Origin of the sequence: Chryseobacterium soldanellicola (assembly GCF_900100115.1) — a bacterium.
GTDB lineage: Bacteria > Bacteroidota > Bacteroidia > Flavobacteriales > Weeksellaceae > Chryseobacterium > Chryseobacterium soldanellicola.
The window spans coordinates 895,364-922,019 of sequence record NZ_FNKL01000001.1 but is presented as its reverse complement, the minus strand read 5'-3'; the positions used below and the strand labels follow the sequence as shown (position 1 = coordinate 922,019).

General features: G+C 33.2%; 18 protein-coding genes, 5 tRNA genes and 1 pseudogene. 19 read left to right on the top strand and 5 right to left on the bottom strand.

Annotated elements, in window-relative coordinates; genetic code table 11:
• The first annotated feature begins 61 nt into the window (after positions 1 to 61).
• The 4 genes and pseudogenes from BLT04_RS04030 to BLT04_RS19165 form a co-directional block, all read left to right on the top strand.
• Positions 62 to 1,990 (top strand): type VI secretion system Vgr family protein, encoded by a 1,929-nt coding sequence (locus tag BLT04_RS04030; protein ID WP_089753887.1) that lies wholly within the window; start codon positions 62 to 64, stop codon positions 1,988 to 1,990.
• A gap of 2 nt (positions 1,991 to 1,992) precedes the next feature.
• Positions 1,993 to 3,585: a phospholipase effector Tle1 domain-containing protein gene (locus tag BLT04_RS04025; RefSeq protein WP_089753885.1), complete on the top strand. Its 1,593-nt coding sequence runs from the start codon at positions 1,993 to 1,995 to the stop codon at positions 3,583 to 3,585.
• Positions 3,586 to 3,664: 79 nt separating this feature from the next.
• Positions 3,665 to 4,657 carry a DUF2931 family protein gene (locus BLT04_RS04020; RefSeq protein WP_228421900.1) on the top strand — a complete coding sequence of 331 codons (993 nt, stop codon included), beginning with the start codon at positions 3,665 to 3,667 and terminating at the stop codon, positions 4,655 to 4,657.
• 33 nt (positions 4,658 to 4,690) lie between these two features.
• Positions 4,691 to 5,176, top strand: a pseudogene (locus BLT04_RS19165) (phage baseplate assembly protein V); the annotation flags it as partial.
• Positions 5,177 to 5,268: 92 nt separating this feature from the next.
• Here the strand turns inward: BLT04_RS19165 and deoD are convergent.
• On the bottom strand, positions 5,269 to 5,979 hold the full coding sequence (gene deoD, locus BLT04_RS04010) for a purine-nucleoside phosphorylase (RefSeq protein ID WP_089753883.1): 711 nt from the start codon (positions 5,977 to 5,979) through the stop codon (positions 5,269 to 5,271).
• Positions 5,980 to 6,496: 517 nt separating this feature from the next.
• On the opposite strand from deoD, the gene BLT04_RS04005 reads away from it, so the two are divergent.
• From BLT04_RS04005 to BLT04_RS03945, 14 genes are all read left to right on the top strand, one after another.
• Positions 6,497 to 7,138, top strand: a complete 642-nt coding sequence (locus tag BLT04_RS04005) for a hypothetical protein (RefSeq protein ID WP_228421899.1) — start codon at positions 6,497 to 6,499, stop codon at positions 7,136 to 7,138.
• 170 nt (positions 7,139 to 7,308) lie between these two features.
• Positions 7,309 to 8,442 carry an AAA family ATPase gene (locus BLT04_RS04000; protein ID WP_089753880.1) on the top strand — a complete coding sequence of 378 codons (1,134 nt, stop codon included), beginning with the start codon at positions 7,309 to 7,311 and terminating at the stop codon, positions 8,440 to 8,442.
• Positions 8,415 to 9,158: a hypothetical protein gene (locus BLT04_RS03995; RefSeq protein ID WP_089753878.1), complete on the top strand. Its 744-nt coding sequence runs from the start codon at positions 8,415 to 8,417 to the stop codon at positions 9,156 to 9,158. The genes BLT04_RS04000 and BLT04_RS03995 overlap by 28 nt, the downstream gene beginning before the upstream one ends.
• A complete protein-coding gene (locus tag BLT04_RS03990; protein WP_089753876.1) occupies positions 9,149 to 11,557 on the top strand; it encodes a hypothetical protein in 2,409 nt (802 codons plus the stop codon). Before BLT04_RS03995 ends, BLT04_RS03990 begins: the two co-directional genes overlap by 10 nt.
• A complete protein-coding gene (locus tag BLT04_RS03985) occupies positions 11,541 to 13,217 on the top strand; it encodes a hypothetical protein (protein ID WP_089753874.1) in 1,677 nt (558 codons plus the stop codon). Before BLT04_RS03990 ends, BLT04_RS03985 begins: the two co-directional genes overlap by 17 nt.
• Positions 13,210 to 14,232 (top strand): soluble NSF attachment family protein, encoded by a 1,023-nt coding sequence (locus tag BLT04_RS03980; protein WP_089753872.1) that lies wholly within the window; start codon positions 13,210 to 13,212, stop codon positions 14,230 to 14,232. Before BLT04_RS03985 ends, BLT04_RS03980 begins: the two co-directional genes overlap by 8 nt.
• Positions 14,233 to 15,146: 914 nt before the next feature.
• Positions 15,147 to 15,218, top strand: a tRNA-His gene (locus tag BLT04_RS03970).
• Positions 15,219 to 15,339: 121 nt separating this feature from the next.
• Positions 15,340 to 15,413 (top strand) — tRNA-Lys (locus BLT04_RS03965).
• A gap of 159 nt (positions 15,414 to 15,572) precedes the next feature.
• Positions 15,573 to 15,644: transfer RNA gene (locus BLT04_RS18845), tRNA-Pro, on the top strand.
• 100 nt (positions 15,645 to 15,744) lie between these two features.
• Positions 15,745 to 15,816: transfer RNA gene (locus BLT04_RS03960), tRNA-Asn, on the top strand.
• Between the two features lie 161 nt (positions 15,817 to 15,977).
• Positions 15,978 to 16,059, top strand: a tRNA-Cys gene (locus tag BLT04_RS18840).
• A gap of 427 nt (positions 16,060 to 16,486) precedes the next feature.
• Positions 16,487 to 16,972, top strand: coding sequence for a ribonuclease H-like YkuK family protein (locus tag BLT04_RS03955; RefSeq protein ID WP_089753868.1), 486 nt, complete (start codon positions 16,487 to 16,489; stop codon positions 16,970 to 16,972).
• Positions 16,973 to 17,175: 203 nt separating this feature from the next.
• Positions 17,176 to 17,721, top strand: a complete 546-nt coding sequence (locus BLT04_RS03950; protein WP_089753866.1) for a 3'-5' exonuclease — start codon at positions 17,176 to 17,178, stop codon at positions 17,719 to 17,721.
• A gap of 24 nt (positions 17,722 to 17,745) precedes the next feature.
• Positions 17,746 to 18,306, top strand: a complete 561-nt coding sequence (locus tag BLT04_RS03945; RefSeq protein WP_089753865.1) for a 3'-5' exonuclease — start codon at positions 17,746 to 17,748, stop codon at positions 18,304 to 18,306.
• A 987-nt stretch (positions 18,307 to 19,293) separates the two neighbouring features.
• Here BLT04_RS03945 and BLT04_RS03940 read toward each other — a convergent pair.
• The 4 genes from BLT04_RS03940 to BLT04_RS03925 form a co-directional block, all read right to left on the bottom strand.
• A complete protein-coding gene (locus BLT04_RS03940) occupies positions 19,294 to 20,733 on the bottom strand; it encodes a tetratricopeptide repeat protein (RefSeq protein ID WP_139166208.1) in 1,440 nt (479 codons plus the stop codon).
• Between the two features lie 595 nt (positions 20,734 to 21,328).
• Positions 21,329 to 22,849, bottom strand: a complete 1,521-nt coding sequence (locus BLT04_RS03935) for a tetratricopeptide repeat protein (protein WP_089753861.1) — start codon at positions 22,847 to 22,849, stop codon at positions 21,329 to 21,331.
• Positions 22,850 to 23,599: 750 nt separating this feature from the next.
• On the bottom strand, positions 23,600 to 23,941 hold the full coding sequence (locus BLT04_RS03930; protein ID WP_089753858.1) for a helix-turn-helix domain-containing protein: 342 nt from the start codon (positions 23,939 to 23,941) through the stop codon (positions 23,600 to 23,602).
• Between the two features lie 11 nt (positions 23,942 to 23,952).
• The gene (locus tag BLT04_RS03925) at positions 23,953 to 24,378 is read right to left on the bottom strand and encodes a helix-turn-helix domain-containing protein (RefSeq protein ID WP_089753856.1); all 426 of its coding nucleotides are present in this window, start codon (positions 24,376 to 24,378) and stop codon (positions 23,953 to 23,955) included.
• Positions 24,379 to 24,906: 528 nt separating this feature from the next.
• Between BLT04_RS03925 and BLT04_RS03920 the strand changes: the two genes are divergently transcribed.
• A complete protein-coding gene (locus BLT04_RS03920) occupies positions 24,907 to 26,445 on the top strand; it encodes a SulP family inorganic anion transporter (RefSeq protein ID WP_089753854.1) in 1,539 nt (512 codons plus the stop codon).
• Positions 26,446 to 26,656 lie beyond the last annotated feature (211 nt).

The window sequence follows — 26,656 nt, the reverse complement described above, 5'->3', positions numbered from 1 at the left end:
CATTTACAGTAAAATATTTTTCACCAGGCAATACGTATAATTAAAACACAAATATTAATGTATGGAAGAAAATAATGATAAATATACATCTGATTTCGGGGGTAGATTAAACCATCCCGACGATCTTAAAAAATATTTTTCCACAAAAACTTTTAAAGACTTTCTCTCCGATAAGGCAAACCCGTTGGTATATTGCACACTTTCGATTGACGGGAAGGATTTTCTTGAAAAATCAAGCTATTCTGTTGAGCTGCATCAGAATACAAATGAGCACGATTCTTTTACCATCATTGTTCCTGATGATTCATTGGATAGTTTTGAGGGGTATATTATGGAAAATTCCAAAAATATTCTTGGAAAAAGACTGACAATTAATTTACATCGTTTCGGAGAAATAAAACAGATGTTTAAAGGTATTGTTGCCAATATCAGGAATAAGAAAAAAAACGGCTACGGAAAACTTTTTATCAGCGGATATTCTACAAGCATCCTTCTGGAAAACGGACAGGACTGTCAGAGTTTTGAAACCAAAACATTACCGCAAATCATCAAAGAAATAACTTCTGAATATCCTGAAGACTGCAAGATTATAGTAGATAATCCCAATACAAAGTATGAAATTCCCTATACCGTGCAGTATAAAGAATCAGATTATCAGTTCATTAAAAGACTGGCGGCAAGATATGGCGAATATTTCTACTATAATGGCCAAAATCTGATATTTGGCAGTAAAGTACAGCCAATCGTGACTTTGGAGGAGAATATAGATTTAATGAATATTGAGCTTGAATTAACAATAGGGCCTCAGGAATTCAGCTACATTTCTTATGATGCCGAGAGTGGTTCTAAAATAGAAAAAGACTCCTCGGCTGCGCAGGTACAATATAAGGAAAACCCCTTTCAGGCATTTGCTGTCAATGCTTCAAAAGATATTTATAAAAAGAAGCCGGAAATGCTTTTTAATTCCACCGGAATATCTTCAAGCTCAAATAGCGAACTAAAAGAAGCGGTCATAAAAGGCAGGGAAAAACGCGAAAACCTGATTTTAGTTCGTGGAAAAAGCAAGGATCCCGAACTGAAAATTGGCGGAAGAGCCAAGCTCATAGATATCAACAACAAGGCAATGGAAACCTACCGCATCATGGAAATCAAACATTATCATGACGGAAATACCTATTATAATGAGTTTGTAGCCATTCCGGACCTCTTTACGGCTCCTTATCAGAATGACGAAGCTTTGCCTTTCGGTGAAGAACAGCCCGCAAAAGTGGTTGATAACAACGACCCGATGGGAATGGGAAGAGTAAAAGTACAGTTTCCGTGGCAGGAGAAAAAAGGCCTTCAGACACCTTGGTTAAGGCTAATACAGCCACATTCGGGAAGTGGAAAAGGTTTTCATTTTATCCCCGAAATCGGTGAAGAAGTTTTGGTAGGTTTTGAAAGCGGCAATGCCGAAAAACCTTTTGTGATGGGAACGCATTATAATGGAAGTGAGACAAGTTCGTATCATACGAGTGGAAATGATAAAAAAGTGATCCATACACGTTCGGGAACGAAGATTATTTTGAATGATGCTGAGGGTTCTGTTTTTATAGAGGATCCGAGCGGTAATACCTATTTGATGGATGGCGCTGGGAATATTAATGTGAATGCGCCGAAAAATATGACGTTTACGGCAGGAGAAGATATCAATATTACAGCAGGAAAGAATATGAATACCAATGTAGGAATGAATTCAACCGAAACTGTTGGCATGAATAAAAACGGCAGTATTGGAATGATGAATATGCTGACTGTTGGTTCAGATTTTACAACCCATGTTATTGGTAAGCTTACCCATCATGTAAAGGGTGATATGGAAACTTTTACAGACAAGGAGCATAAAACAATAGCTGTAAAAGGTATGGAAATAAGCAGCGAAAGCAAAATAGAGCATCATGCCGAAAAAGAAGTACAGAATAACAGCGGTGAAAAATCTAAAAACTATTAATTATGAGTATTGAATATTTTGTAGAAGGTAAAATAAAAACTCAGGTAAAAGGTGATTATCTTGCTTTTTCGAAAGAAAATATTGTTCATAACACGACAATCTCTGTAGAGCAATATGGAAATCAGGATGGTGTAAAATATAATGATGCTAAAAAGATAAATCCTAATGATACTCCGAGTAATTTACTGGAAGTCAATTTAAACCTGTTTTTTGATGGAACTCAGAATAATAAAACCAACACGGAATTAGGTAAGGGCTACGAAAAATCTAATCAAGAGGATGATAGCTATACCAATGATTATTCTAACGTAGCAAGAGCTTATGATGCTTTAGATCCCAATGCCGAAAATCAATTAAAAGTTTATATTGAAGGAATTGGAACTACAGATTCAGAAGGCGATACCGTTTTTCCTGGTGTTGCTTTGGGAATGGGCGCAACGGGTGTGAAAGCGAAAGTCACGAAAGGTTGTGTAAAAGGTGCGGAAGCTTTGAAAAATTATGCCGGAAAAGATATTCATCTTAAAGTTAATGTATTTGGTTTTAGTCGTGGAGCAACGGCTGCAAGGCATTTTGTGCATGTTGCCACTAATAATGCCAGAGTATTAAAAATAAATAATGAGGAAGGAATGGCGCTCCCCCCGGATGAAGCAGAAGGGCAACGCATTAAAGTGAAACAGAATGATGAGCTTGTATTAAAATATGGATATTTTGGAGCTTGTTTACGCTTAAGTAGAATTACTCCCAAAAAAATGACAATTAATTTCGTGGGATTATATGATACGGTAGCATCATACGGACTCAATCATAGGGGCACTGTGTTTGGAGTTAATATTTTAGGAGACGATACTGAAGATCTGGGTTTAAATGCTGTAAACAAGGCGTTTTTTACTTTACAGATTGCTGCAGATAATGAGTTTCGGGATAATTTTGATTTAACAAATATTAAAAGTACCGGAGTAAAAGGATTAGAATTTACCTTACCCGGAGTACATTCCGATATCGGAGGCTGTTATGTGAATGGCAGTAAAGAAATAGTAGATTTATATCAGGAAGAGGGAAGTACAGCACAATGTGAAAAATACCGTAAGATATTAATAGAAGAAGGCTGGTACAATCCCGAACAAATATATATCCAGCGGCTTTCTCCTCATAGAGGGGGTGTAGATGCTATATATCTTTTGAGAGGTGAAAGAAATTTATACAACACGTATGATAAAGTTTCTCTCATTGCAATGTTACATTATTCAGGCGAATTTGGTGTAACATACAAAAAGGAAAAAATTGAAAAAGAGCATGCAATAAACGAAATATTCCTGAGTAGAATATATCAGCAGCTGTTACAGTATATGACGGCATGCGGTGACTTGAGAAATTCATATGTTTCAGAATATAATGAAAGCGGTAATTCTGGAGACTACTTGGAAAAGCTAAAGAAAATAAATTATGAAGACTTTATTATAAATCCGAATGATTTAAAAATTCTAAGGAACAAATATTTACATTGGTCTGCCAGTGTTACCAAATTAGGGTTAGGTCCTAAAATAGGTAAAGTAACCAATGGGAAAGGACGCAAAAGAAATATACAAAATGGGTAATATATATCATAAAACAACCAGCACACTAAAATATATTATATGTTTTATTTTATGTGTTCAATTTATAGAATGTCAAAAAATGAAAGATAAAAAATTAGCATTTCAGGTGGAAATTTGTTCACCCGGCAATGAATATGATATAGATCCGGTATATGATGAAATTAAAACATTAGAAGGGTTTCATGCGGGGCTGCCCTATGGAGGAAGTTCAGGAAGATGGGGGGCTTCTGGAGCTACTTGGACAGAACAGTATGGAACCCCTATCGGTGCTGATATTACATATTATGCATCTTATGAGGATAAATTTTACCGTTTAAATGTCAGTTTTCCAATAGATACTGTCAAAGATTATATGGAACGGGCATATTCTATTTGGGACGATTTGGATGGGGAGACCAAAGAATTTAAAAGACTAGGCAGGGGTCACAAGGCAGCTAATGAAGTTAATTCTTATGACAGTTTTACGACATTGGTATTTGGCTTTGCTCCTAAAGGTATGGTGGTGGTGTGGTTAAATTTCGGGAATACAAGGATAGAGTTAGGAAGATATCAGGCAGAAGTTGTAAAAGACGATAAAAAATTAGAAGAAAAGCTATTTGCCTCATGGTCAATGAATCGTAAAGAAGTAAGCGCAAGAGATTTTAATCCCTATGCCAGCCCTAAAGAATGGGATGATTACAGAATTCGTTACAATTGGCGTCCTGTGGTAAGTTCTGCAAATCCTAAGTTCAGATTGTTTGAAATTCTTAATTATACTTACAACGGCGAAAAAGAAGGGGCATTACGTCCTTGGGTTTTAAATATGCCTTATAAAGAAAGAGCTGTACCCAAAGAAATGGTTTTCACCTGGGAAACAGGGAAAGAAAAGCAGGAGCAGAAAAATGCCCGGGCTTTTTTCAATTGGGAAAAAACCAATGAAGCTTTTAAAAAAGCTGGAACTAAAATAGATATGCAGGTGAAGATTGGGGAAGATAATAATTCCGTTGAGATTTTACTGAACGGAAAGCCTTTAGAAACTGATAGTATTCGTATTTATCAGTGGTCGGGAGATTATAAAGAGGGTTATAAGTAATAAGCCAAACCTTTTCTATTTGGAAAAGGTTTTCATTTTATCCCCGAAATCGGAGAGGAAGTTTTGGTAGGTTTTGAAAGCGGCAATGCCGAAAAACCTTTTGTGATGGGAACGCATTATAATGGCAGCGAGACAAGTTCGTATCATACTTCCGGAAATGATAAAAAAGTGATTCATACAAGATCGGGAACGAAGATTATTTTGAATGATGCTGAGGGTTCTGTTTTTATAGAGGATCCGAGCGGTAATACCTATTTGATGGATGGCGCTGGGAATATTAATGTGAATGCGCCAAACGACATCAGCTTTACTGCCGGAAAAAATATGAATATCAATGTTGGACAAAATATGACGACTACTGTTGGTATGAATAAATCAAGCAGCATTGGTCTGAATAATTCTCAAACTGTGGGGATGATGAAAATGACCTCTGTGACCGGTGATGCAAATATGTTTGTTACGGGTACCAGCACCGTCTTGTCAACGGAATCCGTTGGAATATTACTGGGGGTCAGTTGATCGGCTTTCCGGAAACTTTTCAGAATTAAAAGAGCTTTACAGATTACCGTAAAGCTCCTTCGTATCAATTGATCCAATTGTATTTTCTGTGCCTACAGACTCTTCCAGGCAGACTCCAAGGCAAGTTCGATCATCGGTTGTAATGCTTTTTCCCTCTCGTCAGACGAAATATTCTCATGCGTCGGGATAATATCGGAAACCGTAAGAATAGTCGCCGCATTTTTACCCAAATACTGAGCATTCGCAAACAATCCGAACGCCTCCATTTCCACGGCAAGACACTTGTATTGTGCGGCTATAGCAGGAATATTCTGATCTTTCCTGTAGAAAATATCACTACTGTGCACGTTGGCTGATTTTGTCTTCAATGATAGTTCCTCAGCCGTATCGTTGATGACATTAAAAATATTCCCCTGCGGAGTCAGCACTTCATTTTGAATTTCCCAGGCGTATTTTGCATAGGTACTTTCGCTCGCTGCGTTTTCAACATTTAAGATATCAAAAAGCTTCAGGTCTGTTGTATAAGCGCCACAGGTTCCGATTCTTATGATCGTCTCCACCTCATATTCCGTAAACAGCTCAAAAGAATAGATCCCGATGCTCGGAAAACCCATCCCGCTGGCGCCTACAGTGATCTCTTTTCCTTTGTAAATCCCCGTGTAATAAAAAATACCTCTCGTCTTGCTTACCAGTTTTGCGTTTTCCAAATAATTTTCTGCAATATACTGTGCACGAAGCGGATCCCCCGGCTGCAATACTACTTTAGCAATTTCTCCTTTTTTTGCACTGATGTGAATACTCATAATTTTATTTTGAATGAGCAAAGATAACAAATATGTAAAAAGCGAATGGGGAATTATTGCCGGTACCAAGCAGCAATCTGTCTCCAGGATATTCTTTACTTTTCATGGGCTGTTTGATTAGATCGACAAGCTGTTTTATTTTTTATTTGAAGCTTTTTGACTTCATCGAATTGTTATTTTTATTTATTTTAAGGAGCAATTTCCTGCTTTCCGCTGTATCTTTTTTGTTACGGCCTCCGCTTCGCTCCGGCCGCAACAAAAAAGGATGTCGCTTCAATCAGGGCTAATTACTAGCAGTAAAACCTTGAAGATTCACAACAATAATACATACACTTTGTCATACTGAGAGTATCCGGGTCCTATTTTGTAAACTAAGAGGAAGGCAAAAAAGGTTGCGTAAGTCAAACCTAACAGGTTTTCAGAACCTAATAGGGTTTAATTCAAAACTGAGGTTAATTAACAATTAACTTGCGATGCAAAATTCATAATTCACAAATAATATTTCTATTTTTGTTCCATGATGGAAACCAAATCCCCATTTTTAGATACCCTTTTTATGCTTCGGAAGGATGAATGCATCACAATTTTTTCAGATTTAAAAGAAATTTCAAAAAAGGAAGAGCAGGATGTCGCAGATTATTTTGAATCCGAATTTGAAAAAGAACGGCTCGAATTTTTATCGGATCAGATCAGCTGTAATAAAGAAACCGCGGTTTGGGCGGCAAAAGTAGTGTATCACAGTGCACAATTGCTATTGATCAGGGAAAATACAGCGAAAGATTTAAGTATATTAATCCCACAATATAAAGGAACGAGAGATATTTCTTCCGTATTATCGGCAGATTTATCGTTAAGATTTTTACCGCAGATTATTGTTACGTTACAGGCTACTGATCCGGAAGATCCTTTGATCAAGCTATTGGAAAATATTTTACATCAGTTTCACTATTCGGGTGTTGGTTTTGATCTTGATTTGGAGAAAATTGATTGGGAAGAAGAATTAAAAGAGAGAACATACAGAAAATTATACCTTGAAAGAATCGTGGAAAAGAAAGCCTACAAGCTGGCTGAAATTCCATACATCAATCAATTGCTGATGGCTGAATTCGGAATGTACAAAGACATATTCTGGAGGGAATTAAAAAATGTAAACAGTTAAAAAATTTGACAAAAAAAGTCTTTGTATCCTTTGTTAAGTGAAATCGAAGATTCAACGTAGTCAAACGCCTTCGCGAATCTTAAAAACAGTCAATATTCAAAAAAGCTTTGCGTTCTTTACGTTAAAAAAATGCTCTTTATATTGTAAAAAATTATAAAAAACAAAAATTAATGACTCAAAATATCAATAAATTAAACACCGTCCTTAATTATGTAAAAGACACATTCGTTGGTAAAAATGATGTGGTCGATTTATTGGGAATCTGCCTTTTGGCAAGGGAAAACGCCTTTTTATACGGTCCTCCGGGAACGGCAAAATCTGCCATTGTAAGAACGTTGGCAAAAACCGTAAAAGACGGAAAAAATTTCGAATATCTCTTAACCCGTTTCACCGAGCCGAACGAGATTTTCGGACCATTTGATATCAGAAAATTAAAGGAAGGCGAGCTGTTGACCAACACAGAAGGCATGATGCCGGAAGCGTCTATGGTTTTTCTGGATGAGATTTTTAATGCCAATTCTGCGATCCTGAATTCACTTTTGATGGCTTTAAATGAAAAGATTTTCAAAAGAGGAAAAGAAACGAAAAATCTTCCTGCGCTAATGTTTGTCGGCGCGAGTAATGTGCTGCCCGAAGATGAAGCTTTAAACGCTTTGTTCGACCGTTTTCTGATCAGGATTAATGTAGATTATGTACATCCTGAGCTTCTTCAACAGGTGCTTTTAGCCGGAAGAAAGCTTGAAAATAATGTTGAATCGGAAACTCCTGAAATCTTTTCAAACGAGATCCGGGAACTTCAGAATTTATGCAGAAGCATTGATCTGAAACCTATATATGAAGTCTATTTAAACACGATTATCAGCCTTAGAAATACCGGAATTGCAATTTCAGACCGTAGAGCCGTGAAGCTGCAGAATCTTATCGCTGCAAGTGCCTTAATTTGTGGACGAAATCAAGCAATTCTTTCCGATTTATGGGTGCTAAAACACATTTGGGATACAGAAGAACAGATTGAAATTCTGGAAGGAATCATCAACAGAACGATCGAAAAAGATGACAGTCCGCAATCGCATCCGCAGGCCTTACAAAACAAAACGCCGAACCCGGAAGAAGTGATGAAAGATGTAAAAATCCTGATCGATAAATGGGAAAGCGGGACTTTAAGCTTTGAGGAGCAAAATGTGATCAAAGATAAATTGAGATACCTCCAGACCCGTTGCGACTGGATCAGAAATCCGGAGCAAAAACAATATATTCAACAAGAAATTGAAAGTCTATGGCAGAAGATTCTTCAAACCGTATAAAAGAATTTTGGGCAGAGCTTCCCCGAATGGATGAAGATTTTCTGGGCGCGATCCGGGACTGGAAAAATGTGCAGATTTCATTGGATGGTGAAGTGATCTGGCTGAAAAATTTTACCGAAGAACAGGCTGTTTCTGCGGAAATTCAACAGTTGCCCAATTTTTTATTATATGAATTGAGAGACGGCCTGTTGTTCCGGAAAGGGGCATTGGTTCCAAGTAAAAAAATGAGAACGGCATTGCTTTGGTCACCGATTGACAAGGCTTTAAAACTGACTTTTCCGCCATCGAATCAGAATTTCTTTGGAATTGATGAAAAAGTTGAGATTAAATTAAAACCAAGCGAAGACGAACAGCCCGCAACGGCTTTGTTAAGTTCATTTTCTGAAATTAAAGCTCAGATTATCGAACTTCCAAAATTTAAGCTTGAACAAATCGACTGGATTGTGATCAATGATAAAGCATTATTTTTGGGAACGCCTTTATTGAGCTTTCCTGGAAAAACATATTGGACTAAAAACGGGCATCTTTTGCCGACAGGTTTTGATTTTGAGTTTAAAAATGTAAGCATTTTGCTTCAAAAAAAGTACAATGAAGAGTTGGATAAGTGGCTTATTTGGAACGAAGACGGAAGCTACACTTCAATTGATAAAAATGATCTCCGAAAGTTGTCTGTAAGTTCATTTCGCCTCACGGAAAAAGCAAAAGAATGGAATTAAAAGAATATTTCCAATCATATAAAAATTATTTCTGGGAATGGGTAACCGATGAAGATATCAGCGACGATTCCGGATATAATGAAAACAACCTTATTTCAATTCCGAATGTAGGGGCGATTACGTACAGACCTTATCTGATCGGGGTTTTGAAAGAATTGCAGCCACAGGGTTTACCGCCTTTAGGCTCTTTGCTGTTGGTTTTATACGCCACGCAAAACAATTATGTCAATTTGGATGGAGTTTTCTATCATTTAAAAAGACAAACAGAAAAACCTTTCGGCAGAGACATAAAAAATAATGATATTGAGCTTGCTATTAAGTTTTTAGAAAATTTATGTCATTTAGGAACTTCCTATAAAAAAGGTCAAAATAAAATCAATCTTCTTCAAACTATTTTTAAAAATTCTCACAATCTTGTTTCAGGAAATAATGCAGAATTGATTTTAAAAGTACTTGAAAAAAGACCTTATAAAATAGAAGAATCTGCAATAAAAGAAGAGTTGACGGATTCTGTTGTTTCAAGAGATATTCGTAATTTATCGTTGCTTCATGAAAAATTTCCTACGACAGAATCTCTTATTAATGCAATGCGGGGAATTATTGATGAACCCGTTTTGGAAAACGAAGTCGTTGAAGAAGAAACAACCGTAGAAACCGATAAAGATTTTATCCAGGAATTGATCGATGATCCGAAAACGTTCCAGGTTGGAAGTCTAATTAAAAGAATCTGGAGCGGCCTGAAAATCCCGATGCGACATCTTTCTCCCGGTGAGCAGCCGATCGGAGGAATTTCTGATATGACCAACAAAGGCGAGCTTCACAGAATGCTTTTGTCTGAATTTGCCAATGAAGATGAGGTTTTTATGAACCGTGTTGCAAATAATGAAGCGCTTTTTATTCAAAGAGAAATTCCGCCTGAAGAAAATATTTTTGAAAGAATCATTTTAATTGATACTTCGCTTAAAAACTGGGGAACTCCGAAAGTTTTGGCGTTTGCATCAGCAATTGCGGTGATCAAGCATCCGAAAGCGCATTCGGAGTGTGAAGTTTTCGCTTTAGGACAAACAAGTATTCCGATTTCTTTGAATAAAATAAAGGAAGTAATTGAAAATTTAAACCAGGTGAGTCCGGTTCTTGAAGTTTCTACATCATTAAATAAATTTTTGCAGGAAGAACATACAGAAAAGGATCTTGAGGTTTTCTTTATTACAAATCAGGAAAATTTAACGGATCAGAATTTGCAGAAAGTCATTCATGAAAACAGGGATCGACTGAAATTCCTAGTCACAACGTCTTCCGATGGCGAACTTAATTTTTACAAGCATCATAAAGGAACAAGAAAACATCTCCAAAAAATCATGCTTCCTTTACAGGAATTATGGGCAAATCCACCAAAAAATAAACAAAAAGGTGGTCGAAATGTTTCGGCAAACGGCAAAAAGACCGATTTACCTTTAAATTATCCGCTGTTGTTTCCGGCACCTTCGCACAAAATTGCAACGTTTTTATTTGAAGGAGAATTTTTTATTTTAAGCAATAAAAAACAATTGTTAAGAACTTATTTATCAGGGAATTATTACGATAAGCATAATTATGAATATTTCAAAATCCATCGTGGTTGTGAAGTTTTGTTTGAAGATATTTCCGTAAAACCGAGAGGAGAGTTTGCATTGGCGAGAAATAAGCAGCAACATTATATTCTTTGTCAGTATCAAAAGGATAAAAAGCTGATTTCTAAGCTTAATATCAATACGAAAGAATATTCTGAACTGAATGTAACGGGATTAAATATTCCGGATTCTTACCGCTTAATTTATTTCAATAAAAGTTTCTATTTACATCAGGAAACAAATTCTTCTGTTTTTAAAGTAAATATTGAAGGAAATATTTCAGTCGAATCTGAGTTTGTTGATAATCAGGATATTGATAAAAATCAGGCAAAAGTTAATATAGAAATTGCTAAGCTGAATCGAAGCGGAATTAAGATTTTAAGTAATTTTAATAAGATCGGAATTAATACAGAAAATAATTTGGTTATTTCAGGAAATGCATTGACAAAATTATATGTAAATTCATTAAGATTAGAAAAAAATAAATATAACTTTAAGCTTTTAGCAGAACAGAATAAAAATAAAGTTACTTTTTCAGACGGAAGCGAAATTATTACAGATTCCCGCGGAATGCTGACTTTTAATAGCAGCAGCAACAGTATTCCCACGTTTTATATGCCTTCAACGGACTACGGTTATTTGTCTCTGGCAACGAATACCGAATTTGGCGGCTCAGAATATTATCTGCCGGAAAATTCTTTGCTAAAGGTGAAAAAAATGGAAGATATGTATTCCGAATATTTAAAAGCGTTTATTGATCAAATTTTGAATTATGCAGTTGAGAATTAAACCTTTTCCAAAAAATAATTTTCCCAAAAAAGGACTTTTAATAAAAGGTTCCTCACCTTTGACGTGGCTTCATGAGATGGAAATATTGGGAATTGATTTAAGTTTAGTGAAATCATTCGCAATCCCATCCAACCAACCGAATGTGCTGTATGGTTGCTTTTTGATTTTTGGAAATTCTGCACCAAACGAAATTGGCAAGAATTCTTATTTTCAATGTGTTGATGATAAATTGTTTATTCCCGAAAATACTGTTTTTTATCCTAAAGTAAATTCGGAAGATTGGCAAAGTATTGATTCTGAATGTCTTATAATGCATCCTGAATTTGGCTTGGTGAAATTATCCGAACAAATCGATTGGATTTCTTTACTACAAGATCCGGAAAAAAGTAATTTATCCATTAAAAAGCCATTAAATGGTGTAAAAATTCCTCAAAAGATAGAAAGCTATACCGTAGAAATAGATAATGAAAAGATTCTGGAAGCTTTGCAAAAGCCACAAACTGAAGAAGAATGGATGAAAAACCTGCCTTTTGACATGAAAAAAGTGATGGCAGGAAATAAGAAAGAAATTGAGAAATATTTAGCATATATAGAAAAATATCCCGAAAGGGCAGTTGATCTTGGAGTTCCGTTGGATGTAATGGGAACTTCCAGAGGGGATGGCTTTGGGAAGTTTAAATTTGGAGGAAATTGGTTTGAAAGAATCTTCAGCGGAAATTCTGGCAGAGGTTTTGGCGGTTCCGGAAAACGGGATTACCGATGGGTTTTATTTGCATTCTGGATTGTTTTTTCAATTGCAAGAATGAGTTTCAATTTAAATAAAAATGAATCTAAATCTGCAGATTCCCGATCTTCTTCGGGAAATGTTGTTTCTGACGATATTTTAAAAAATCAGCCGGAAACATTAGCTTTTGCGTCCGGAATTACAGAAATAGACATGAAAATAGATTCTCTTTACCGTAAAGAAAGAGGAAAATTAATGCGTGAATATGAGGCCGCCAACTCGAAACTTTCTACAGGTAAATCAATGTATGAGGTGGAACAGGATATTCAGAAATTTAGATTTAAAGAAAATAATTCCAGAGATTCTCTTAAAACGATTTATAATGGTAAAATTTCAAAGCATATTGAAGAAAAATCGAAAATTTACCGTAAAAAATTAATTGATTCGCTCAGTAAGCTTAAACCCGGGCAGCCCGTTGATGGAGCCATTGTACTGAGTATCTGGAATAAAAAACGAGTTTTGATGCGGGATTCATTAGGAAAAATATACGGAACTCTTGAAACACCGGCCGAACCTGCAGTTATTTCAGAAAAAAAAATAAGTACAGGCGATTTTTCGCGGAATTCATACTCGAAGAAGAATGTTTCTCTGTCTGAAATTATCTGGCTGATCGTTTTTATGGCAGGTTCCGTGGGTCTTTATTTATTCTTTTTCAGGAAAAAGTCACTGAATATTGGAGGAGATAATGTTCCAGGTGGTGTTAAAATATTCCTTGTAATTGTACTTGTCGGTATGTTGGCTTACCTTTTTTATCCGCTGATTGAGATGTTTGGATACAATTGGTTTGTCTGGCTGTTGATTATTTGCGTCGTATTGCTTCTTTACCGTCTGTTCAGTGATGATAAAACCATTTTAAAATCGAATAAAGATGAATAGGCAGAAGTTTATAGATAAATTTATGGCGGCATTTTTCATTCTGGTGATCTTAAAAGTCATCGCAATGCTGACCGAGCTTTTCCATGAAACATTTTGGAGTGTCATTGGTAAACTGGTGATTTTCATCATTGTAGCGGTGGTTATTTTCTTTGTGATTACGGCTTTAAGTAATAAAGAAAATCAGAATCAATGGTCAGGAGGCCGTGGCGGTACAGGTGGCGGAAGTTTTTATATTGAAAATTCTTTATTCAACAAACTTCTTAATAAATATGAAGAGCTTGCTAAAAAGTACATCGACGAAAAGGATTACAGAAAAGCCGCAAAAGTATATATGAACCTTCTTCAGGATAATTATCGCGGAGCCAAAACCCTTGAAGAAGGAGGCTTATACAACGAAGCAGCTGTTATTTATCTTAAAAAATTAAAGAATAAATCGGAAGCAGCCAATTGTTTTGAAAAAGCAAAACAGTACAGAAAAGCGATTGAACTGTATAAAGAAATGGAGCAGAAAGAAAAAGTCGGGGATTTATATAAAGAGATCAACGATATAAAAAATGCCCACCTTTATTATCAAATGGTTGCCGATGATTACGTCAATAATAGTCAGATGGTAAAAGCGTCTTTGATTTATCGCAAAAAAATGGAAACTCCCGATGAAGCACAGAAAATTTTACTGAAAGGCTGGGAAGAAGATAAAGATGCATTTAATTGTTTAAATAATTATTTCGCCAATATTTTTGATATTAAAAAGCTCGAAGGTGAAATTCAGAATTTATATGAAAAAGTGCCTTCTCATAAAAAGATCACTTATTTGCAAGCGATGAAGCATGAGTTTAGCAAAGATCAGAGATTACAGGCGACAACAAGAAATATCGCCTACGAAATTATCGCTGAAAAAATAGAAACCCGTTCGGAAATTGTCAATGAATTGAAACATTTCAATCCCCAGGATGAGGTGATTTTAAAGGATATTTCGAGGTATAAAACGGGGCGGAATAAAATGTTTAGGTATTAAATAATAAATTTCTATTAATAGATGCTTCGACTTCGCTCAGCATGACATCGTTACAAAATTACTGTAAAATTAAACGGTTAGTATTAGAGTTGTCATGCTGAGCGGAGTCGAAGCATCTATGAAATGCTCACAAATTAATATTAATTATGACATCGTTTGAACCGTCAACGATCAATTATCTTATATTAATTAAGAAAAACATTTATCTTTGCAACAATAAATTATGACAATACAAAGAGCACATATCAGTTTGAATCTATGCGATCGACCTATAGTAAAGGGATCGTTTGGATATGAATGCATGATATGGAATGAGGCGAAATGTGCTGACTTTGGAAATTATTTACTATAAACTCGTAAAAATTTAATCAAAATACCACAAAAACGCTTCGACCATCGGGGCGTTTTTTGTGTTTTTAGGACAGAAATTATTTAGAATGAAAAAAAATAACCATAAAAGTGAAAATTATTTAATCAACAATGAACAATTAATAAGAAAATAAAGCGTGATAAATAACCCGATGAGAGACAGTCATTTAGGTAATTAAGATATCTGTAAAATATTACGGACAGAAATCCTTTACTCTAAAAAATTAAATATAATCGATTGGTTTTCAAGTGTTTGGATGAAAAATAAATTTGCAGGTTAAGAAAAATCATATTTACTTTGCAATCGAAAATTGAAAGCAACACTATTCAATCTTTCAAAAAAACTTTTTAAAACAAAAATAAAATGAAACAATTACATAACATATCTAATCAGTTTTCAGGACTACACGGACAAGAGCCGAAGGGGTATGCATGTATACTTGATAGTGAATTTGTGAATAAAAGGTGCTTAAATATTACGGTCAGCTAATCAACTGACACGTCAAAATATAGAGCGCCTCCCAAAAAGAGGCGCTTTTTTTATGGTTTCTTTAGCTTATTTGGTAAAAGCGTCGGTTTGTGGCACCGGAGAACAGGGTTCGATCCCCGAAGAAACCCAGGAATGTGAATAGTCAATTGTGAATTTTGCTTCGCAAGTGAATTTTTAAAAACCCACATAAACAGCGAACTTAAAATTGACAAGCGAAGCAAATTGGCAATTCATTATTCACAAAAAACAATCTCATAGCTCAATTGGTCAGAGCACCGGTCTTTTAAACCGGGGGTTGAAAGTTCGATTCTTTCTGGGATTACAAAAGGAGAGTAGGCAAATATTGGTTTGTTGCGGCTTACTGCTAATGAGTTCTATGACAGTAGTGAAGGTTCAATTCCTTTGCTCTCCGCAAAAGATTCACGGAAAATTTCTGACCCGACTGTCTCTCGGAAAAGATTTTTGAAGTGAATCTGCAAAACTGGAAAGATAACGGTGGTTGTTTACCCGCCTTGGACGCGGGAGGTCGCAAGTTCGAATCTTGCTTTCCAGACGAAGAAAGTGAAAAAGTGAATTGTCAATTTTACTTCGTAAGTGATTTGAAAAATTGATAACAAAGCTAATTGACAATTGACCATTCACAAATTCAAAATGATTCTGTAGCTCAATGGTAGAGCACCGGTCTGTTAAACCGGAAGTTGAAAGTTCGAATCTTTCCAGAATCGCAACTAACTAAAGGTTAATTGTTTCAAAGAGAAAATAAAAGTTTGTCGAGCGCAGAAGTTCTTATATCAAACAAAAATTAAGACAGACTTTGTTTTTTTCAATAAAATTTAGAGATTATAAACTAAAGTTAGTTTAAAAATTACTGATTACTCATAAAATTGATGGTTCGCCGAAGTGGAAGAGTCGGGGCGGTCTGCAAAACCGTTGCGGAAGCTGAGTGGGTTTGAATCCCATAACCATCTCAAATGTATTGTAAATGGTCAATTATGATTTTGTTCCACAAGTGAATTTTAAAATTGATGAGCAAATGGAATTGACTATTTACACTAAATTAATTGTTTCAAAGAGAAAGAAAAGGTTTGTCGAGAGCAGAAGATCTTACACCCAAAAACACAATATAGACAAGCCTTTTTCTTAACTCAAAAAATGAAATTGGAAAAATAAAAAGTAATTTAAACATAATATAAATTTTTAGGTAAAATAAAGTTTGTCAAAGCGCAGAAGTTCTTGTATCAAATAAAAATCAGGCAGACTTTATTTTTATGGAAATTAGATGTTAAAAATTATAATTTAGTTTAAAAATTTTTAAATAAGTAGATAAAAATAGAAATCATTTATCAATGAATATTTATGAATTATAAAAAATATAAAACTTAAACATGTAAAAAAATGGAAACGCAACAACAAATATGGCAGAATATGACAGGAAGAATTTTCCAAAGCTCTATCACCGAGCTGGTAGAAGAAGCCATCATTCGCGAACAAGCCAACGGGCACCGGCTGAAAGTATGTGTGGGCTCAGATTCCCATGTTTATGGTGATACCATCAGCTATGCTACGGCAGTAGTATGTATTCGTGAGGGAAAAGGAGCGTTTGCCTTTATCAGAAAACAAAAAGAAATACAAACCATCAGCATCAAAGAACGTATGTTGAATGAAGTGAATAAATCCGTAGAAATCGCATACGCAATCTGCTCTGTTTTGGATACTTACGGTGTAGAAATGGAAGTGCACGCAGATATTAATACCGATCCTGATTGTAAATCTAATGTTGCATTAAAAGACGCAATGGGGTATATTTTAGGGATGGGATATGTATTTAGAGTCAAGCCATATGCGTTCGCAAGCTCCAATTGTGCGGATATGATGGTGTAAATGTTTGAAAATTAATGGCTTAAATTTTACGATTTTTTACGAAGAAGTAAAAGGAGTTTTTTACTGCGTAAATAGATTGCGGACCATGTTTTTATTTTTGTAAAAGCTTTACAGCATTTCTTCAGGATTTCTCTCCTTTTCTTCTTAAATCAAAAATGCAAATGAATGAAAAAGAATAAATGTATTAAAAAGAATAACAAAAAATGAAAACAACAAACGAAATATTAATTGTCGACCTTGAAGCCACTTGCTGGGAAAATGACAGAATCCCACCTGGTCAAAAAGTAGATATTATAGAAATCGGAATTTGCGAATTAAATAGAACAACAAAAGCAATCTCCAAAAAGCAGAGCATTTACGTTATTCCTGAAAGGTCTAAAATCAGCAAATTTTGTACTGATCTTACAGGAATTACGCCGCAACTTATAAAGGAAAAAGGAATTCATTTCGAAGAAGCCTGTGAGAAAATCAGGGATGAGTACGATTCAACTTCACTTACCTGGGCAGGATTCGGAAATTTTGATAAAGAGCAGATCATGGAGCAGTGTGATTGGTTGGGAATTGAAAATCCTTTTTCAGAAAATTATATCAATGTGATGAATCAGTTCAAAAATTATAACGGACTTCATAAAATGATGGGTTTGAAAAGAGCCCTGAAGTTTTTCAATATGGATTTTGAAGGAAATCACCACAGCGGGGCAGACGATGCTTACAATGCTGCCAGGATTTTAAGAGAAATTCTGGAGTAAATTCTAAACAATAAACATTAAAAAATGAAAACAACAGATAAAATATTAATTATAGATCTTGAGGCCACATGTTGGAATGACCGCCCACCAAAAGGTCAGGAGAGTGAAATCATCGAAATCGGTGTTTGTATCATGGATGCTAAAACCGGAAAAATTTCACAAAATGAAGGGATTTTAGTAAAACCTCAATCCTCAAAAGTAAGTCCGTTTTGCACGGAATTAACCTCAATTACCCAAAAAATGTTGGATGATGATGGCATTTTGCTGGAAGATGCATTGGATATCCTAAGAGCAGAATACGATTCTGAAGAGCTGACCTGGGCGAGTTACGGAAATTATGATGTAAATATGCTTCAAAATCAGGCAAGAAAATTCAACATCGATTATCCGTTGAGTGATGATCATATAAATGTGAAAACTTTGTTCGGAGAACTGCATCCGGGCGTCAGAAAAAGTGTTGGTATGGCGAGAGCTTTAAGCGAATTAAATCTTAAGCTTGAAGGAACGCATCACAGAGGTGTTGATGACGTGAAAAATATTGCGAAAATTCTGCATTGGTGCTTAAAAACTGATTTTTTATATTAATTAACAGAATAAAATTAATTTGACTTATTGCCAGCTCCGGCGAGGCATATAAAGCTTTTACCAATAGCTGCAATAAAAAATAATAAGGCGATAAATTGCTCTTTACCGCCTTACCCTATTATAAAATATTAAAATTGAATGTTCTATTTTGAACTGAAAAAGTAAAAGAAAAGGCAATACAATAAAATATTGCCATTTCTTTAATAATTTTTTTCATCGTGTGCTTTCATTGAAATTGAAAAACGTTCAGCTTATCAAAATCAAAAATTTATCATTTTAGTAAAATTTAAATCAGGTTCTATATTAATTTTGCAATATTCCTTATTAGTGTTTTGTTTATCAGAAATAAGGGGCGTTATTTCTTAATAAACTTTTCATCATTGTGTTTGAATCTCTAAAACCCCTGACTTAAATTTTCTGATGCAAAGAGAACGAAAATCTCCGCATAAACCAAAAAACGGGCATACCATTGATATACTAGTTTTAAGTAACTTACTGAAGATTAATCGTTTAATTTTTAGTAGTTTGTTTTAAAAATAGGAAATAAAAAGTAAGATTGATAAAAATAAAAAAGACTCTAAAATTTAGAGTCTTCAGTTTTAATAACATAAACAAAGCAATAAGGATGTAATATTACCTTGTAATTATTAATTCTTCATCATTGTGTGTTTAGGCTGTATCTACATTTGGGGCACTCTGCAGATACTTTCCCTCCTTTGAGATCTCTGGTAAATTGGGGCAAATCTACCTGGAGACCCTATTTTATCATTGTGTTTTAGTAAAACTTTCAAATCAATTTGAATCATCATTTACGTATGTTTCATTTTTACTTTTTTTATCATTTGTGTTAATTAATTTCATCAAATGATTTGTTTGAATTACTGTAGCAAAGAGAAACAAATTTCGTGAAAACACAAAAAAAGTAGTATACCATCTGTATACTACTTTTGTTTAAATTGTTGAAAACTAGTTGTTTAAATTTTATTGTTATTTTGGCTTAATTAAATTATTTAACCAAAATTCCATATTCTGCTCTGTAGGAATGCTAAACTTTTTCCTAAGGTTTTGTTTTCTGTTACGAATAGTATTTACAGATTTGTAGGTATAATCTGCAATGTCTTTTATTGTAAATCCCAAAAATGTATATGCACAAAGAATTAATTCGGATGTTCTGAGACTGGGATTGATTTCCCTTAATTTTTTCTGAAATTCAGGGTAAACCTCCTGAAACCTGAAATAAAATGAAGGATCATTATCTTTTGCAAGTTTTATAACTTCCTCATAAGCATTATTTACTTTTTGTTGAAGCTCAGTGGTTTCCATATTTTTTTGTGAAATAAGCTCATCTTTTTGTTGTAAAACAGTATTTGCTTCATTAAGAACAGCTTCTTTCTGATGTATATTTTTTCTCAACAGTCTATACGTTATAAAAAGGATGATTATAAGAATAATAATACCAATTAAAATAAATAAGTAATTTTTATTTTGTGTAGTAATAAATTCATCATTTTTGTCTTTTAAAATAACATTAAGAGCATAGTCTACATTTTTGGCTTGTTTGGTAATTAATTTTTTTTGAAGCTCAGAAAATTTATTTTTATACTCTTTTTGTTGCTTCGTATCACCTGATTTTCCATATAGGTCTGAAATTTTTTGGTAAAGCTCATTATTCACAAAATGATACGGGGCGATCGACTGTTCCTTTATATTTTGTATAGCCTTCTTGTAATAGTCAATTGCTTCAGGATACTGCTTTTTTGCCGCGTAATAATCTCCAAATTTTGTATAATCGAGAAAAAGAACAGGATCCTTATATTTCTGATTTACAGAAAGACTTTTTTTAAAGTAGAATAAAGCAGAATCAGATTTTTTTTCGAGAAAATACGTTCCTAAATATTTATAAAGATCAGATAATTCTAAATGAACATCTTTTTCAGGTATTTTTTTTAATGTCTCATAACAAAGCTTTGAATAATATAATGCAGAATCCGGCTTGCTTGCACCAATATTTAAATAAGTTTTTTGAAGTAACTTAAGTGAAGTTTCATCATTTCGGCCCTTTAAAAGATGCGTAATTGCAGGTAATTCTCTGTCGAATTGTGAGACCATACCGAGCGTGTAATAATTGAAAGCCTTTACTTCTTTAAGTTGGGCCTGCAAAAGCTTGCTGGTTTTGGTATAAGGCTGTTGAGAAGCCTTATTAATATAGGATAAACTTTGTTTTTGAAGCTCTAAGAAAAACAGAGCTTCTGCAATTTTACAGTAACTTTCAGCTATTTTTTGAGAATTATTTGATTTTTCTGCTAAAACGCTGGCTTTTTTTGCATAATCTAATTGATCAAGATTTTTAAATTTCTTCCGGCTGTTTTCAGCTTTTTGCAATAAATTATCAATTTCTTTTATTGAAGAAGTTTGACAGATTGCCAAATTTGAATATAAAAGAAATAACCCAATAATGCTATTTCTAATAAAAAATGTTGTTTTACTCATATTAACTTTGCCCCTTAAAGTTATTGTAATATATTAATTTGAAAAATATTAACACAACAAAAATAAGGCGTTAATTTTAAAAATAATTCAAATATTTTCTATTTTAATTTATTTTTTTGTTTTGATGGATTTATTTTTATGAAAATAAATTATGTATTTAATTTTTAAACTTAAAAACAAAAAAATAATAGCAGTAAAAGTAATATCGAATATGGATATTATTTCACCGCTATTAATTTCATCATTTGTGTTTTTAGAAAAATACTGAATACATTTTTGGGGCAATGTTATTAAGTATATTTTCTCATCATTTGTGTTTTGCGTAAATCGTACAAACCATTTGAATAGTCATCATTTGTGTTTTTACTTTGTTTTTCATTTTTACATTTTACGTCATTTGTGTTAATTAATTTCATCAAATGATTTGTTTGACTTACTGATGCAAAGAGAAGCAAATTTCATGAAAACACAAAAAAAGTAGCATACCATTGATATACTACTTTGTTTAAGTTGTTGATATTTAGTTATATATTTATTTGTCTCGCGTCTTTTCAATTAAATTTCTTAACCAAATTCCCAAATCTAGCTCAGTCGGCAAGTTGAATTTTTTTCTTAAATTTTGTTTTCTGTTTCGAATCGTATTTATTGATTTAAATGTATAATCTGCAACATCCTTAATGGTAAATCCTAAAAATGTATAGGCACATAAAATAAGTTCTGAAGTCCTTAAAGTTGGACTTATCTCCATTAATTTTTTTTGAAAATCCGGATAAATTTCCTGAAAACGAGGATAAAATAATGGATCATTATTTTTTGCTAATTCAATAATTTCATTATAGTTATCGTTTACTTTTGATTGTAATTCTTCTGTTTCTATATGCTTTTCAGTAATAATTTTTTCTTTTTCATCCAAATTACTGTTTATTTCGGTAAGAATATATTCTTTATGTTGCAGTTTTTCTCTTAAAAGCTTATAAAAATAAAAGAATATTATTAATAATAATAAGATACTTATAGAAATCCAAACATATTTTCTTTGTTGAAATTCTGTATATTCTTCCTGTTTATCGTTCAAAATATTATTCAGAGCATAATCTATATTTTTACTTTTTTCGGCGAGCGCTTTATTTTCTTTTTCAGTAAATAAATCTTGATACTTTTTTTGAAGATCTTTTTGGTTCAGATAGCCGTAACATTCTGCTATAGAACTGTAGATATCTCTGTGAGGCAGTATTGAAACAGTATTTTTCTGCATTTTTTCCAATGCTTTAAAGTAATAATTTAATGCTTTTAGATATTCCTTTTGCTCTTTATAATAATTTCCGTAGACTAAAAAAGATAAAAATTCTTCCGGTTTATTATACTTTTTATTTATTTCATAGGCTTTTTGAAAATAGTATAATGCAGAATCACTGTTTTTTTTCTTTAATTGAAAGTTACCTAAAGCAATGTATGTGTTAGACATTTCTCTTGTAACTTCATTTTCAGGAAAACCTTTTATTAAATTAATACTTAATTTGTAATAAAAATCAGCAGAATCAAGCTTATTGTTATCAAAATAAACGTTGCCTATATTTCCGTAAGTTCGAAATAAAACTCTTAAAGAAGCGGTATCTTTTTTTTGAGAAAGAAGCCTCAAAATGTCTGACATCTCTTTTTTTCCCTGTGATTTTAATTCTAAGGTGTAATAGTTGTAAGACTTAATCTCTTTTAGCAAAGCTTGAAGAATGATGTCTTTTTTTGTATAAGGCTCTTTCTCAGCCTTTTCTATATAATAAAGACTTTGTTTTTGTAATAATAATGATGCCAGAGAACTTGCTATTCTATAATTACTTTTTGCAATTCTTTCTGAATTTCCTGTTTTTTTTGATAAAATATTAGCTTTTTGTGCATATTTTAAAGCATCAATATCATTATGTTGCTTGAATTTTTTTGATGATTCATTTAATAAGTCATCAATATCTGAAAACTGATTTTTTTGACAAACAGCAAAGTTTGATATCAAGAAAGTAAATAGCAGTAAGCTATTTTTGAAAATAATTTTTTTAATCATGCGTAACTTTCGCCCCGTTAAAGCTATTTTATGACTTGTGTCTGAAATTTTATGAGTACAAAAATAGAATACTTATTTTTAAATACACAATATTATTAGTGATTTAATCATTTTATAATTAAATATAAAATAATTTACTTTAAAAATAGATAATTAATGTTAGATTTTAATAATTAATGTTTAAATAAAAAATAGTAGACCGATACTTAATCTTTCTACTATTAATTTCATCATTGTGTATTAAATTGCAAAAGCTCGGGGAATGCTGTTGCTTGCATGTTTAAAAAAATACCGGATAAATCAGGGAAAATACTACCCGGTAAATTTTTCATCATTTGTGTTTTTAGTAAATCTATCAAATCAACTTGTCAAACCAATCTGAAATCTCATTTGAATGCTAATTTTTTTTCTTATTTACCATTTGTGTTAATTTATTTCTTCAAATGATTTGTTTGATTTACTGCTGCAAAGAGAAGCATATTCCATCAAAACACAAAAAAAATAGCATACCATTCATATACTATTTTTGCTTAAGTGCTTGTCAATTAGTTGTTTAAATTTGTTTTAGTATCTGAGTTTGCCGGATTTATATTTAAATTGCATTGAATGTGGCTGAATTTTTTAATAAATCCTAGTTTTATAACGAGAAATATTAATGAATTTTTTAAATATGGTGTTTAATATGAGTCAGAAAACAATTTCTGATAATTGATAAATTAGAATAAACTTTAAAAATAAAAATCCGGTAAATTATTTACCGGATTCTGTTTCAATTTCTTCTTCAAATGTTTTTTTCCATTTTGCAATTGTAGTTCTGCTTATTTTGTATTTTCGCGACATATGACTGGTAGAAAAGCCGTGCTTTTTTTGGTACTGTAGTAGCTTAAGCATTGTTTTTTTATCATAAGTTTTTAGTTTTTGATTGTTTTTCAGGCTTTCTTTCGATTGCTTGAATATTTTTTCGTTAAAATTTAAAACGTCCTCCGTAGTGTTTAAACTCTTTAAAAGCTCTTTTATTTTTGGATCTTTAAGCTTTTCAGGATGCTCCATTTTCAGCATATCCTGATAAATTTTGGCGTAATTCGGTCTCATAAGATATTGCTTTAATTAATGTCATCAATTTTTTGCAACCATCTGTGAAGCGTACTTTTAGGGATGGAATATTCTCTTACCACATCATTTTGAGTCATTTCTCCGGACTGTATTCTTTTGATAATAAATTCCTTGATTTCCTGGGTATAAATATTTTTTCTGAAATAGGGAATTTTATCCGATTTCTGAGCATTTTTATTAACAGCCGAAGGTGGGGAATATAAAATAAGATGCGAGCTATACAATCTGAAAAAGTCATATTCCAAAAGCTTGCTCCAACGTAAGAGTACTTCTGTGTCTATTGATTTACTGCTGTAAGTGTTTTCAACAGCTTCTTCGTCCTGATTTAAAAAATTACAGATTCTTTCTATCGCAATTCCCTTTTCGTCAACTCTTTCTTTAATAAATTGTCCGATATGTATTTCTTTGTATAACATTTTTATTATGTAATCCTTAGTGTGTTTATTAATTAATTTGTAGTGGAAATAACGGGTTAATTATTTCAAAATTAAAAACTGATTAAAAAAATAAATCTATTTGAATGATTAACCTGTATATTCTTCTTTTAATGACAAAATATATGCCGAGTTAATTAGAGTAATTTTATACTATAGATATTTCTATTAATCAGATAAGTTTATTGATCATTTCAATAATTATTTGAAAATTATTTGCAGTAATGTCAAAAATTATAAAATGATTAATTTTTATTGATTCCAAATATAGAAAATTCCAAATTTAAAACAAAAAATAGAATTGAAAAGTTTTGTTAAAAAGCCATATTTGTTTAAATTAAACTCAATAAATCTGCGATTGTGTGAAATAAATATTATTTATTTTCTGCTTAAATACAAAAAATTCTAATTACATATTCTTCAATAATTGTTGAAAAAAATTAAATTGTATAAAACTACATAACTCCATACCTTTGCATTTAACATTAAATTCCTGTAGGAGTAATCTAAATGGAGCATATTCTTAAAATATTCGATTTCTCGAAAAAAATAAATTATAAAAACGAATTTCTTGCAGGTTTTACCGTCGCGATGACGATGATTCCGGAATCTCTTTCGTTTGCGATTCTTGCCGGGCTTTCTCCGTTAACGGGCTTGTATGCGGCGTTTATGATGGGATTGGTAACTGCGGTTTTAGGTGGCCGGCCAGGAATGGTTTCTGGCGGCGCGGGAGCTACGATTGTTGTATTAATCGCTTTGATAAAATCTCACGGAATAGAATATCTCTTCGCAACGGTTGTTCTGGCGGGTATTTTTCAATTATTGGTCGGCGTTTTTAAGCTTGGTAAATTTGTACGTCTAATTCCACAACCTGTTATGTACGGTTTTTTAAATGGCTTGGCAGTCATCATTTTTATGGCTCAAGTCGAGCAGTTTAAAATTGTTGGCGCAAATGGAATGGTTAATTGGCTACAGGGTACATCCTTATATATAATGTTGGGTTTGACGGCTCTGACGATTGCTGTTGTTTATTTTTTTCCTAAAATCACAAAAGCTGTTCCGGCTTCGTTAGTGGCTATTTTAATTGTTTTTGCAGTGGTTTTGGGTTTTAAAATTAATACAAAAACAGTGGCAGACATTGCGCATATCAGTGGAAATCTGCCAAGTTTTCATATACCGAAAATTCCTTTTTCCTTGGAAACTTTACAGATTATTTTTCCTTATGCTATGATTATGGCCGGAGTTGGATTGATTGAATCTCTTTTAACTTTATCAATGGTTGATGCAATTACCAATTCAAAAGGAAATACAAACAAAGAATCTGTTGCTCAGGGAATTGCCAATATCACCAACGGCTTTTTCGGCGGGATGGGAGGTTGTGCAATGGTGGCGCAGACTTTAGTTAATTTAAATGCGGGTTCACGAGCCAGATTATCAGGAATTATTGCATCATTAATGATTTTAATCATCATTTTAGTGGGAGCTCCTTTTATTGAAAAAATTCCGATGGCGGCGTTGGTTGGGGTTATGATGATGGTTGCTATCAGTACTTTTCAATGGGTTTCGATTAGAATTGTCAATAAAATGCCAAAATCAGATATTTTTGTCGGAATGACTGTCGCTTTAATTACCATTGTTCTGCATAATCTGGCGTTGGCTGTTTTGGTTGGCGTTATCATTTCTGCCTTGGTTTTTGCATGGGATAATGCGAAAAGAATTCGTGCCAGAAAATATATTGATAAAAATGGTATTAAATATTACGAAATTTTTGGGCCATTATTTTTTGGTTCCGTGACGGCTTTTACAGATAAGTTTGATCCTGCAAATGATCCTGGTGAAGTAATTATAGATTTTAAAGAAAGCCGTATTGTCGATATGAGCGCTATTGATGCTTTAGATAAATTATCAAAAAGGTATGCTCAGGAGAATAAAAAATTACATTTAAGACATCTAAGTGAAGACTGTCGAAAAATGTTGAAAAATGCAGAAGCGGTTATTGAAGTGAATATTCAGGATGACCCGACGTATAATGTAGTGCCTGAAAAGTAGGAGAGTCACAGAGTTTGAGAGATTTGGAGACTGAGAACTTGTAGTCCCGAAGGGCCGATTTAGAAAAGGATCATATAAAATACGAAATTCACGATTAAAAATTCAAAATTCACCATTCAACATTCACGATTAACCATTAACTATTAACCATTAACTATTCACCTTATAATCCCAGTCAGTTATATTTTTTCAATTAAAGGAAATTCCGTTC